The following is an 11470-nucleotide window of genomic DNA, read 5'->3' as shown; positions in this document are numbered from 1 at the left end:
ACGTCCTCGCTCAGCGAATGGAGAAACCGTTGGTCAGCACACAGCGACGTTGGCGCGCAAAGGTGCGGGCCGAGGTGGTGCCTTCACCAGTTGGGGTGGCGATAGTAAAGGTGGTAAAACCCTCGCCGCCGACGCCGATCCCCGCGTAAGAGGGGCCGTTTTTCACAAAAATGGAGGTCTGTAGCAGGCGGGCCGCCAGATTTAGCCGCGAGACATTCTGCGAGTGCATGGTTGCGGTGTGATGCAGGCCGCCCTCCACTTGCAGCGCCAGTGTCAGAGCTGCATCAAAATCCTTTACCCGCACCACCGGTAACAGCGGCATCAGTTGTTCCGTGGTCACCAGCGGATCATCACCGGCCACCTCCACCAGCAGCAGGCGCGGGGCTTTGGCTGGGCAGGTGAGACCGGCGGCTTTCAGCAGTTCAAGCGGGCTTTTGCCCACCAGATTTTTGTTGGCGTGGCCTTGTGGTGTCAGGCAGGCCTTGCGCAGGCTATCGACATCTTGCGGATTAGTGATCAACAGCGCATCGAAGGCTTGCATCTGCTGCAATAGGCGATCGGCGACACTCTCCACCACAATCAGGCTCTTCTCGGCGATGCAGGGCAGGTTGTAGTCGAAGGATGCGCCGGAGACGATATCTTGCGCCGCTTTCGCCAGTTCAGCGGTCTCATCCACCAGACAAGGTGGGTTACCCGCGCCCGCACCAATCACTTTTTTACCGCTCTTCATGCCCATCGCCACAATGGCAGGCCCGCCGGTGATCGCCAGCAGGGCAATTTTGTCGTGGGCCATCATCTGTTGGGTGGCCTCGAAGCTCGGCTCTTGCACCGTCACCACCAAATTGCGGATGCCGCAACTGTTGAAAATGATCGCTTCGATCTGGGCGATAAGATCCAGTGATACCGCTTTGGCACCGGGATGCGGGCTGAAATAGACCGCATTACCGGCAGCCAACATGCTGATGCTGTTATTGATAATGGTTTCAGTGGGGTTAGTGCTGGGGGCGACGGAGCCAATCACGCCAAACGGCGAATATTCGAACAATACCATGCCGCCGTCGCCGGTCAGAGCGGTGGTGGAGAGATCTTCAATGCCGGGGGTATTTTCCAGCGCCGCCTTATTTTTCAGGAATTTATCCTCTTTATTGCCCATGCCGGTTTCACTGGCACCGCGCTCAGACAGTGAGGCCAGCTGAGGTTTTAGCTGTTCACGCAGGGCGCTAATAATCGCGCTGCGGGTCTTCATCGGGCTTTGCTGATAGCGCAAAAAGGCGCTATTAGCGGCATTGACTGCTTCATCCACGCTGGCAAAAATGGCGCTGGAGGCAGACGCAGTAGCAGGCGTCAGTTGCTCGGTGAGGATAGTGCGAATGAGAGATTCAAGGTCATTGGTGTTCATTATTCATTCCTCAGATGTAGAGCCGATATGGCCGCTTCTGCTATGTGCATATCTTGTTCGACGCTACCGCCGCTGATGCCTAAGCCGCCCACCAGTTGGCCGCTACGCCACAGTGGGTAGCCGCCACCAAAACTCACCACTTTGCCGCCGGTACTGGCTTCCAGTTGGAACAGGTCAGCCCCCGGTTGTACGGCGCTGCTGAGTTGATGAGTGGCGGTTTTCAGGGCGACAGCGGTCCAGGCTTTTTTCGGTGCCAGTTCGCTGCTGACCAGTAAGGTATCGGGCATACGGTAGGTCATGATGAGGTTGCCGTGGCGGTCAGCCAGTGCCACAACCACGGCGATTTTGAGTGTCATTGCAGCCTCAACCGCCAACTTAACCAACTGATGGACATCAGAAAAACCGAGTCCAGCGGTCGTCGGCTGGGTCGCTTTTGGCGCGATGCTAGGATGCGCTGCCTCGGTTGCCGCCAGATAACGGGCCAGCACGGTTTGCGCGGTCTGCTGCAACTGTTGGCGCTGATCCTCATCGCGGGCCAGGGCATACAGGCAATCGGATAAGCGGTTGAGATACTGCAACAGCACCGGGCGCACTGGCACCTGTTCAGCCAGCTCTATCAACCGCCGTTCACCGCGCCGCGCAAGGGTGCGGGCAAAATGTAGACGGCTACCGGCTTCGGTATCACCGGGCAGAATAAAACCTTTGACCGGCGGTAACTGCGCCATGCAGCGGTCAACTGCCCGCTCCAGCGCCTGAATATCCTGCTCACTGATGCTTTTGCGCCCGACCGGCGGGGTGTCGCTATCTTCGCTGGCTAATTCAGCGCTGAAATAGAACAGCTGATGTTGTACGGCATCCAGTAGCTGGCGGTTCTCCTCGCCTTGCGTCACACGGGCGCACAGGCTCAGCGCGGCGTTAAGTTCATCCAGCGTGCCGTAGGTCTCCACCCGTGGGTGGCTCTTTTTCACCCGTTGACCGGTGAATAGGGTAGTGGTCCCCGCATCGCCGGTTTTGGTATAGATGCTCATAAAATCACCGTTAACTCAGTCAGATCACTGATCATCAGTAAGAACACTCATCGACGATGGCGACAATCGCCAGATCGATGGCATCATTCGGCTCGGCAAAGACGCGCCTGGCACTGGAGCCTCCCGCCAGTAGCACCAGCTCTCCTTGACCCGCGCCGACGGAGTCGACTGCCACCTCATCTGGGGTTTTGCTGTCGGGGGGTAATGAGCCGTCACCGGCGACACGGCGCACCAGTAGCAGCTTCTTACCAATCAGCGTCGGCGATTTTTGCGTTGAGACCACGGAACCTACCACTCTGGCCAGTTGCATGATTTACTCCTGCCTTAACAGTTGAATGTGACGGGCTGACAGGGTGTCCTGTGCCAGCGGTGTAACCAGCGTGTAGGCATCAATCAGCAGCCAGCCGGCGTCGAGGGTGGCAATATCGCGATAGCTCAACACCTTGCCTGCGTGTAGCCGTACCGCGACCCCCTGACTGTCGCTAAAACTCAGCGGCAATGGGCGCAGTGTGGCGGCGGGCAGGGCCGCTAGCAGTTGGCGATGCAAGCTGATATGCACTTTCATACCCCATGACCACGCCTCGTGCAGTGCCATGACCGCCGGGCAGTGGCTATCGGAGTGCGCCAGGCGGTGCATAAATGCCAGATCCGGCAACATTAGATGTAGCGTGGCATGGTGGACGAAGACCCATGAGTCAAGCCCGGCGCGCAACTGAGGCAGCAGCAAGGCGTGAACCCGGCGTTCGCGCTCGGTCAACCGCGTGACAATCTGGCTGACCAGTTGTTCGGTTTGCGCCTGAGTCAGATTCATGGCTGTGTTGTCCGTGGTGGCGTGAGTAGTGTGGCAAACGCCGCCGGATCATCCGCGCCTGCGGCATTGGCCTCGTCGGTGTCGATGTGCATCTCCAGTTTCATTTGCGGTGAAACGCGGATCGCCACATCATCCATAATCAGCCGACGGCCACTGCCGTGAATCGCCACTTGTACCCGGTCACCGTGCTTGACCCGATAGATAAGGGCATCCAGCGGCGACATATGAATGTGCCGTAGTGCCACAATCACCCCATGGGGCAACTCCACTGCGCCGTAAGGGCTGACCAACCTTATCGCCGCTGTCCCCTCCAGATTGCCGGACATGCGCAGTGGTGCATTGATCCCCAGTGTGCGGGCATCGGTGCGGGAGATCTCCACCTGACTTTGGTTACGTAACGGCCCCAGAATGCGGACGTTTTTTAGGCTGCCTTTCGGCCCGACCAAGGTCACTGTCTGTTCGGCGGCATACTGACCGGGCTGGTGTAGCGCTTTTTTCTCAATGAGCGGCTGCTCGGGGAACAGCCGTTGGTAGTCCTGCGCTGAGAGATGCAGGTGTCGGTTGGAAACCCCAAGTGGGATCGGACGAAGACGCATTTCGTCGAGGATCTTACTGACGACGGGTTCCAGTAACGCTTTTTCCATCAGACTTTTCCTCGTTTACCCAAGTGGATGCAGCGAAAGCGAGGCTCACCTTTATGGCGTCGGCAAGCCGGGTCGAGGCAGAGATTACAGCTCACACGAGGAGCTGACAGGGCCTCACTTTCTCTCTTGCTGTTATCTAAACTGTGATTGTCTGCGCTGTTGGTATCTATATCTGCCAATGTGCCGGGTGCATCGTCGGTGGCAGTGTCAGCCGCGGTAGGAGCATCGGCTTCCTCTGTCTCCTCGGTGGCGGGTGTCGCGGTCATCGCCTCCTCGGCGCTGGCAATTTCCGCCGATTCGCTCGCTTTTTCAGCTTTAGCGGGCACTTCGGCGGAGGTTTCAGCGGCGGGTGCCTGCCAATAGGCCATCAGGCTATCTGCCGGACGAGCCAGTACTGCACGAGAAACCAAACCCTGATGCTGTTCGGCAAAGGCGGCACCGGTACTGATTGCCGCCTGAACTGAGGCCACATCACCGGTCAGGCGGATTAACATCCAGCCGGAGCCGTTGGTTTTTTCTATGCCGATCAGCTTAACGGAGGCGGCTTTCGCCATGGCATCCGCCGCGCCGATAGCCAGCGCTAGACCGCTAACTTCAAGTAAACCCAGTGACGTTTTCACGCTGTGCTCCTCGTCTTACCCTTAGGCAGAGGTCGGTAAAATGGCTTCTACATCACTGTGCGGGCGCGGGATCACGTGGCAGGAGGTCAATTCACCTACCGCGCTGGCCGCCGCAGAGCCAGCATCGACTGCCGCTTTAACTGCGCCGACATCACCGCGCACCATCACAGTGACCAGGCCGGAGCCGATTTTTTCGTAGCCCACCAGTTGGACGTTGGCAGATTTGACCATGGCGTCAGCTGCTTCGATGGCGGCGACCAGACCTTTGGTTTCGATGAGTCCAAGTGCATTATTCATAAATTTGATTTCCTTGTTATAAAGTAAGGGCTATCTTGTTTGCCATTTTGAACTCGGGCCGTGCTCGCCATCCTCACGTACTGCGTGTACGCTCCGGTGGCTGTGCGGCTTGCCGAGTCCAAACTGCCTGCACCGATAACGCCCTTCGATTTGGGATCACTTAAACGGTAAACCTTTCACTAACCGGGCGGCGTTGTTGCCGAGCCGCCGTAATTGCTCTGCGTCTTGCTCCCGCGCCTGCCGAAATAGCGGGCTGGCGGGGGGTAAATTACGGAAATGCACCAGCACTTCGTCGGCAGAACAGGCCAGCCCCACCAATAACGGGGAGCGGGTGGCGGCTTGCCAGGCGCGTTGTGTTGCATCGCCGTCGTCGTCTTGTTGCCACTGCCAGGGAATACCCTCCTCCTCAATACCCAGCAACACTTGATGCCAGACGGCCTCGGGGGTTGGCGTGGTGAGGCTAATCACGATGGCGGGGGCGTCATAGGTGAAATTCATCAGTGACTCTCCCGCTGATAAGCCAGAATCAAGCCGGTTGCCACGGCATTACGTGGGCCTTCACTGGCGCGGATGTTGCCGCGACCCGCTACCAATTTGTAGTGGGAGAGGGCGTCGGTGACCAATTGCGGGATCTCGAAGTCCAGCGACGAGCCGCCGACCAGCACCACGAAGGGGATGTCGCGGATATTGCCGGTTGGGCTGACCTGGCGCAGGGCGCGCAGCGCATTGGTGACAAACACCCGCTGTTTGGCGGAGCGGCGAATATTGCGGACTTTTTCCAGTGCGTAATCACCCGGCAGTGGCACCAAACCTTCCGGTTTGACCACCACCAGTCGGGCAAAAACTTCTGGCGCCAGCGGTTGTGGGAAGAACTGAACACTGCCGTCTTCGTGGCGCAGATGGAACAGACTTTCCACTTTGGCGAGCGGATACTTTTTGATCTCCTCGGCCAGATAGCGGTCTTGCAGATCCAGTTCCGAGGCGATGATCATCGTCACCATGTCGCCCGCCCCTGCCAGATGAGTGGCGACGATTTGCCCTTGGGCATTGATGATGGAGGCATCGGTAGAACCTGCCCCCAAGTCGAGGATGGCGAGTGGCCGCCGTGTCCCTGGTGTGGTCAGCGCGCCGAGTATCGCCGCTTCGGCCTCCGCCCCCCCAATCTGTACATCAATGCCCAAGGTTTTTTCGATCTCACTGGCGATATGCGCCATTTGCAGGCGGTCAGATTTCACCATTGAGGCGATACCGACCGCTTGCTCAAGGGAGAACTCGCCCGCCAGACCACCAATGACATTGACAGGCACCGCCGTGTCGACGGCCAGCAAATCTTGAATGAAGATCTCACTGGTCGGTTTGTTGGTCAGTTCCGCCATGGTCTGGCGCACGTGTTCGAGCATGCCGCCGATATTGGTGCCCGCTTCACCGCTGACATTGTCCAGATGGCGCAAGCTGTTAACCGCCGACATAATGGCTTCGCTGCCGGTAGCGACATCTACCCGCACTGTGCGGCCCTCGGCGAATAGCTCCAGATGACCCGCCGGTATCGAGCGCGCTTTAACGTCCCCCTCCGGCGTCTTCACCACCACCGCTGAACGTGTGCCAATCAAGGCGCGCGCCACCGGAACAATGTTTTTGGTCTCTTCGGCGCTGAGTTCAAATACCGTGGCAATGCCATAAGGGTTAGAGAGGGTTTCAATCACCTGACCCGGCATGGCAACTTCCACCGCCGCCAACATGCCCATCGGGATACGGTCGATATGCAGCACCTCATCGACGATCGGCAGTGGGTGGCTGAGGCGATTACTGACCAAGACCCCATCGTCTCGTTGCAAGATAATCGCCGTGATGCGGTATCCGGCCCCGTTGGCGGCATTGACGACCGCCGCAACATCAGCAAAATCGACCGTCGATGGCACTACCAGAATGTAGGGTTGGGCAGGATCACGGGTGATCAGCTCATCAAGGGTGATGGTCAGCCCGACCCCTAACCCCAGTCCACCGGGGGTTTTCGGGTTGTGGCCGATCATGGTGGATTCAGTGATGATGGTTTCAGTGATGGTTTCCATCGCCACATCACCAATCACTGGCGTTGCCTCGTTGATGCGGATCAGACTGATATCGCCCAGCGCAATACCGGCCTTTTCCACCAACATTGTCAGCGCTTTGTTGATGCCGAAAATGTTACGTTGCGTCCCCTTGATACCGGTCGTTTCGGTCAAGGCGCTGGTGACAAATTGCAACTGACCGTCAGCCGCGCATTGTGCCAGTGCCACTTCCGTTGATGAGTTGCCGATATCCACACCGACGATGTAATCCATATTCAATCCCCTTCATCTTTCAATTTGCAGCGGTGTTGGCTGCGTTCACTCACCCCAGTCACTGAGTTGAGTCAGCTCCCGGGGCTTCTTTCTCTTGCCGCCTACCTGCAACTTGAAATCTATTGGGTATAACAATTAATTGATGAATTAATCGTCGCCTTTCAGTTTTTTACGCTGAACATACAAAACGGCAGCTTCGCGCACGAAGGCGGCGCAGATAGTCGCTTGGTAAGTTTTTTCCAGATCATCGGCAATGGCGTTCAGCTCCTCTTTGCTCGAGCGGAAAGGGCGCAGGGCGTTGTAGATATCCAGCACCTTGTCATCCGGTACTGCGGTCAACTCAGCGGCACGCTCGAAGTTCATTGCTAGCAGCGGGCGGCCCGCGTCTTTGGCAATGGAGGCTTGAATGCGCAGGATTTCCGGGGTAATGCGCAAATCCTGTGAGGTGACACTGCCGTTCAACACGTTAGCCAGCGTCAGATCATCCAGCGTTTTATTGGTGGCGGTTTTCACCCAATCAGGGTGTTTGTTTGCCAGTGGATAATCTGAGACTTTGGCATCACTGCGCGAACTGGCCGCCGGTGCTGGACAAGCTGCTGGCGCTTGGCCTTGCAGGCTGTTCATCTTGTTCAGCACATCGCGAACCATGGATTCAATAGCTTCGGAATTCATTGTGTTTTCCTTTGTTAAAGCGCCACCCGGAGTTCCTGAGGATTCTTGCCGGTCACCACATATTTGGTTTCTTTAATGTGCAGAATCGCTGATTTGGCCTGATATTTTGGCCGAGCCATCTGGTCGTTCAGGGTCGGCACCGGTTGTGGTGACTCCCGTTTGGCGTAGCGCGCTGCGTTTTTACCAATTAGGCGGTAGGTTTCCAGCGTCAGCAGTGGTGCTTGCGGGAACAACTCCAGATTAGAGAGTGGCGGCAGACCCTGCTGATGAATGACCGTCGTGCCTTTGGATTGAATGCCGATAGAGATACCGGAACCGCTCAGGCGGTTGCCCTCTACCGCGACAAAGGCCACATCGGAGGATTTAAAGCAGCGGATCACCCGCGCTTTGATGCCCTCCTCTTCGATACCGGCAATTAGCTCGCGCAGAATGTTTTTGTGCGGGATGCCGACGATGTTGGCGGTTTGCGACAGACCAAATGCCGGGCCGACCGCAATGATCACCTCATCCTGATTGCTGCCAGGGCGGGCTTCCCCCACTTCGGTGAGGAAATCCCCGGATGCCACGGCCGTTGCAGGCTGAGACTCTTGCTTAAAGGAGACGCTGTTTTTCTCTCCCTGCATTTCCTGCAGTACGCCTTCGATAATTTGGCGTAACAGTTTTTCGTTAATATCGACCATCTCGTGAACCCCTTAGCCAAGCTCATTCGGATCAAGCGCGTTTGGAATGTTTTTGATCTCTTCCCAACGTGCACCTTCCAGCCGATAACCGGTAGCTGGGCCCGCGTAGTCATTGACGTCATTCACCGCTGACAGCACTTGGTTGTCACCTTTGATGATCGCCGAGGTGTGCAGGTAGTCACCGGCAATTTTGGCTTTCTGGATGTTGAGCATGTCTTGCGCCACATCCTCAAAACCGCCTTGTGCCAATGCTTTAACTACCTCCAGACCGGTGCGGTTTTTGCTGATGATCTCCTGAGCGAACTTGATGTCTTCGACAATGTTACGTTCCGGCATATCTTTCGAGCCGTGGGCATAAGTGGCAGCAATCACTTCTTCGTCAGTAATTGGCGGCAGACCCATACCGGCGAACACCGCTTGCAGGGCGCGTGCGGCTTTATTACGAATCGCCACCACGTCAGCTTCCAGCACCGGGCGCAGACCACCATCCACTTTTAGATCGCGCTGCAACACGTTGTAGTCATCAAAGTCTTCGGCGTCTTCGTTGGAGCCTGCGAACATGTTGTCGTAGTTCGGCACCGCAGAATAACCAGAGGAGATAAAGTCAGTCCCCGGCAGGAACTGCATCAGCAGGCGTGCGGTACGACGCATATCGGAGTGGGTAAAGGTCTGGTCGTTACTGGAGGCGCACTCCAAATCCAGCGCCGAACAGATCAGGTTTTCTGCCAAAATGGCACGGATACCTGATGGCACCGCAGATGGCACACCGACACAACTAACGGAGCCGTTTTGCAGCCCTTGCACCCCAGCCGCTTTGGTGATGTAGATACAGCGGGCTTCCAGATAGAGCATGGATTTACCCTCGGCGTAGCCCATTTGGACTTCGGAACCGGAGCCAGAGGTAAAGCGCATTTTCAAACCGCGTGATGCATAGGAGGAGGCGAGGAAGCCTTTCGACCATGGGGTGTCATCGCCGTCGGTAAATACCGGTTCAGTCCCGTAGACCGAAATGGTTTCGGCATAACAGGTATGGCCCAACATCCCCAGCTTCAGCTCGGTCGCCTCTTCCAGCGAACATTGGGTCAGTACACCGGGGCGGCCCACTTGCGATCCGACCAGCAGCGCGATGGCGTTAAAGGGGGCGTAACGGGCGACGGCGACGGTGGTTTCCTGCTCGTCGAAGCCACGGAATGCCCCTTCGGCAGCATCAGCGGCAATCTGCACCGGGTTATCTTTCACGTTGGTAACGTGAGCTTGTTGTGATGGGGTACGACGTGCGCGCATTTTCTGCATCGACATCATCATTTCCACCACATTCATATGGGAAACCACCTCGACGATTTTGGCCGGCGTCATGGCGGTGGTCAGTGGCACAATGGTGCGGCGCGACACATTTGGGTCACACAACATGTTGGCCAGCTTGATGGAATCCATCTTCATCACTTCTTCCGCGTGGTCCAGATTGATACCGTAGCGGGCGATAAAGTGATCGATCAGGTCGAAACTGCTCTGTGGTTTGCCATCTAGCTCGGTGACCACACCGTTGACTATCTTGATGGAGGGTTTAGGATCATTCGGGCTTTCCATGGCAATAAAGCCTTCCTCGATCCACTCTTTGACAAAACCGTCCTGATTAACCGGGCGTTTCGCCAATGCTTCAAATCTTTTCGATTTCATGAAACAGCCTCGCTGTGGCGTCAGATATAAGAAGGGCGGTCGTTTTTCGGTTCAGAACCTAAGGTTCCTAATACCGTTTTGCCGATCTCACGGGCAGAAATCACTGCCTGACGGACTGCGCCAGAATCACCGGAGATAACCAGAATCACTTCGTTACTGAAGCTGGTGCCTTGTGCCGGCGAGCTGTACGCCACCACGTCAACATTGGCGGATTTCACGGCGGTATCGGCCATCAGCACCCCAATCGAAGCTGGCGCACCGACTATCACGCCACAAGAGCGGCCCAGTGGTGCGCCGAAGGCTTTTTCTAATGCATGACTGGCGCGGGCGCTGTATTGCAGCTCAATGTGGCCCGCTTCATTGGCGTAAACGTCGCCGAATGTCCGATCCAGCTCTTTCAGTGCCACTTCCACGGCGCGTTTGACGTCAGAAACATCATCACCGCCGAAGATAATCAGCGAGCCATGACCGGCGCCGCCTTTGGTATCGCGGGGTAACTCAATACTGACCACTTCGGTATTGGTGGCTTTTACCGCTTCATCGGCCGCCATAATGTGTGGGCCGGCACCAGTACGCGCGCCCAGAATGCCGATGGAGCGATAGCGTTTTTCCAGCTTCATTGCGTCTAGCAGGGCGCTATCGACGTTGGCTATCACCAGTCCGACCGTGTCACCGATCGCGGTTCCAACAAATTCCGTTAAACTGCAAGTTTTCTCAGCCATAGCCGTATCTCGTTGTTTATGAGAGGGTTGCGTAGAAGACGCCGGAGCGTGCTCACTGACTTTCGCTATCACCTGCGCCATGATTTGGTCGACCAGGTCATTGCTTTTCATTCGTTATTTCCCTTTGATAAGCTGCCCTTTGGTAACCGGCCCTTGGGTAAAAAAGCCTCGACATCGGTATGCGGGCGCGGAATAACGTGGGTTGATCTCACTTCGCCCACTTTTGCGGCCGCGCTGGCACCGGCATCGGTGGCCGCTTTAACCGCCCCGACATCACCGCGGACGATGACGGTCACCAGACCCGAGCCGATCTTTTCGTAGCCCACTAACGTCACATTGGCCGATTTCACCATGGTGTCAGCGGCCTCAATGGCCGCGGTCAACCCTTTGGTTTCCACCATTCCTAGTGCTTCTTGTTGCATAAATACCTCGACGGAATATCAGGAGCCTTGTTCTGGCTTGAAATGTCATGTTGAAATATTGAATTGTCAGGTTCGTGCTGAGAACGAATATACAAACAAGCAATGAAAAAGAATGGCTGTATTGAATTTACTGGCAGGAATGGTTAGCGACTAAATAACAAAATATTGTCATCATAA

General features: G+C 56.4%; 14 protein-coding genes. All 14 read right to left on the bottom strand.

Features of this window, described 5'->3' with window-relative positions; translation table 11 throughout:
- Positions 1-10 precede the first annotated feature (10 nt).
- Positions 11-1399, bottom strand: coding sequence for an aldehyde dehydrogenase family protein (locus FFE93_RS13495; RefSeq protein WP_138775343.1), 1389 nt, complete (start codon positions 1397-1399; stop codon positions 11-13).
- Complete coding sequence (locus FFE93_RS13490; protein WP_138775342.1) at positions 1399-2427, bottom strand: cob(I)yrinic acid a,c-diamide adenosyltransferase; 1029 nt, start codon at positions 2425-2427, stop codon at positions 1399-1401. Before FFE93_RS13490 ends, FFE93_RS13495 begins: the two co-directional genes overlap by 1 nt.
- A gap of 34 nt (positions 2428-2461) precedes the next feature.
- On the bottom strand, positions 2462-2737 hold the full coding sequence (locus FFE93_RS13485) for a EutN/CcmL family microcompartment protein (protein ID WP_004873635.1): 276 nt from the start codon (positions 2735-2737) through the stop codon (positions 2462-2464).
- 3 nt (positions 2738-2740) lie between these two features.
- Positions 2741-3238 (bottom strand): microcompartment protein PduM, encoded by a 498-nt coding sequence (pduM, locus tag FFE93_RS13480; RefSeq protein WP_138775341.1) that lies wholly within the window; start codon positions 3236-3238, stop codon positions 2741-2743.
- The gene (locus FFE93_RS13475) at positions 3235-3882 is read right to left on the bottom strand and encodes a phosphate propanoyltransferase (RefSeq protein WP_005274631.1); all 648 of its coding nucleotides are present in this window, start codon (positions 3880-3882) and stop codon (positions 3235-3237) included. The genes pduM and FFE93_RS13475 overlap by 4 nt, the downstream gene beginning before the upstream one ends.
- Positions 3882-4502 carry a BMC domain-containing protein gene (locus FFE93_RS13470; protein WP_138775340.1) on the bottom strand — a complete coding sequence of 207 codons (621 nt, stop codon included), beginning with the start codon at positions 4500-4502 and terminating at the stop codon, positions 3882-3884. The genes FFE93_RS13475 and FFE93_RS13470 overlap by 1 nt, the downstream gene beginning before the upstream one ends.
- A gap of 21 nt (positions 4503-4523) precedes the next feature.
- The gene (gene pduJ / locus FFE93_RS13465) at positions 4524-4799 is read right to left on the bottom strand and encodes a propanediol utilization microcompartment protein PduJ (RefSeq protein WP_005274628.1); all 276 of its coding nucleotides are present in this window, start codon (positions 4797-4799) and stop codon (positions 4524-4526) included.
- A 156-nt stretch (positions 4800-4955) separates the two neighbouring features.
- A complete protein-coding gene (locus FFE93_RS13460; protein WP_138775339.1) occupies positions 4956-5297 on the bottom strand; it encodes a glycerol dehydratase reactivase beta/small subunit family protein in 342 nt (113 codons plus the stop codon).
- On the bottom strand, positions 5297-7120 hold the full coding sequence (locus tag FFE93_RS13455) for a diol dehydratase reactivase subunit alpha (protein WP_054872172.1): 1824 nt from the start codon (positions 7118-7120) through the stop codon (positions 5297-5299). Before FFE93_RS13455 ends, FFE93_RS13460 begins: the two co-directional genes overlap by 1 nt.
- A gap of 147 nt (positions 7121-7267) precedes the next feature.
- Entirely contained in the window at positions 7268-7792 is a 525-nt protein-coding gene (pduE, locus tag FFE93_RS13450; RefSeq protein ID WP_005274623.1) for a propanediol dehydratase small subunit PduE, read from the bottom strand.
- A 14-nt stretch (positions 7793-7806) separates the two neighbouring features.
- Positions 7807-8472 (bottom strand): propanediol/glycerol family dehydratase medium subunit, encoded by a 666-nt coding sequence (locus FFE93_RS13445; RefSeq protein ID WP_005274621.1) that lies wholly within the window; start codon positions 8470-8472, stop codon positions 7807-7809.
- A 12-nt stretch (positions 8473-8484) separates the two neighbouring features.
- Positions 8485-10149, bottom strand: a complete 1665-nt coding sequence (pduC, locus tag FFE93_RS13440) for a propanediol dehydratase large subunit PduC (protein ID WP_005274619.1) — start codon at positions 10147-10149, stop codon at positions 8485-8487.
- Between the two features lie 20 nt (positions 10150-10169).
- Positions 10170-10982 carry a propanediol utilization microcompartment protein PduB gene (gene pduB / locus FFE93_RS13435; protein WP_032813071.1) on the bottom strand — a complete coding sequence of 271 codons (813 nt, stop codon included), beginning with the start codon at positions 10980-10982 and terminating at the stop codon, positions 10170-10172.
- Positions 10979-11293 carry a propanediol utilization microcompartment protein PduA gene (gene pduA / locus FFE93_RS13430; RefSeq protein WP_005274614.1) on the bottom strand — a complete coding sequence of 105 codons (315 nt, stop codon included), beginning with the start codon at positions 11291-11293 and terminating at the stop codon, positions 10979-10981. Before pduA ends, pduB begins: the two co-directional genes overlap by 4 nt.
- Between the last annotated feature and the right edge of the window lie 177 nt (positions 11294-11470).

The sequence above is a fragment of the Yersinia sp. KBS0713 genome, assembly GCF_005937895.2.
In the GTDB taxonomy this organism is placed as follows: Bacteria; Pseudomonadota; Gammaproteobacteria; order Enterobacterales; family Enterobacteriaceae; genus Yersinia; species Yersinia bercovieri.
The sequence above is the reverse complement of the archived record's forward strand: the minus strand, read 5'-3'. Positions and strand labels throughout refer to the sequence as shown.

Bases quoted from the DNA above. Each gene is read 5' to 3' on its own strand.
- FFE93_RS13495 (WP_138775343.1), bottom strand. From the start codon at position 1,399: ATGAACACCAATGACCTTGAATCTCTCATTCGCACTATCCTCACCGAG.
- FFE93_RS13490 (WP_138775342.1), bottom strand. From the start codon at position 2,427: ATGAGCATCTATACCAAAACCGGCGATGCGGGGACCACTACCCTATTC.
- FFE93_RS13485 (WP_004873635.1), bottom strand. From the start codon at position 2,737: ATGCAACTGGCCAGAGTGGTAGGTTCCGTGGTCTCAACGCAAAAATCG.
- pduM (WP_138775341.1), bottom strand. From the start codon at position 3,238: ATGAATCTGACTCAGGCGCAAACCGAACAACTGGTCAGCCAGATTGTC.
- FFE93_RS13475 (WP_005274631.1), bottom strand. From the start codon at position 3,882: ATGGAAAAAGCGTTACTGGAACCCGTCGTCAGTAAGATCCTCGACGAA.
- pduJ (WP_005274628.1), bottom strand. From the start codon at position 4,799: ATGAATAATGCACTTGGACTCATCGAAACCAAAGGTCTGGTCGCCGCC.
- FFE93_RS13460 (WP_138775339.1), bottom strand. From the start codon at position 5,297: ATGAATTTCACCTATGACGCCCCCGCCATCGTGATTAGCCTCACCACG.
- FFE93_RS13455 (WP_054872172.1), bottom strand. From the start codon at position 7,120: ATGGATTACATCGTCGGTGTGGATATCGGCAACTCATCAACGGAAGTG.
- pduE (WP_005274623.1), bottom strand. From the start codon at position 7,792: ATGAATTCCGAAGCTATTGAATCCATGGTTCGCGATGTGCTGAACAAG.
- FFE93_RS13445 (WP_005274621.1), bottom strand. From the start codon at position 8,472: ATGGTCGATATTAACGAAAAACTGTTACGCCAAATTATCGAAGGCGTA.
- pduC (WP_005274619.1), bottom strand. From the start codon at position 10,149: ATGAAATCGAAAAGATTTGAAGCATTGGCGAAACGCCCGGTTAATCAG.
- pduB (WP_032813071.1), bottom strand. From the start codon at position 10,982: ATGAAAAGCAATGACCTGGTCGACCAAATCATGGCGCAGGTGATAGCG.
- pduA (WP_005274614.1), bottom strand. From the start codon at position 11,293: ATGCAACAAGAAGCACTAGGAATGGTGGAAACCAAAGGGTTGACCGCG.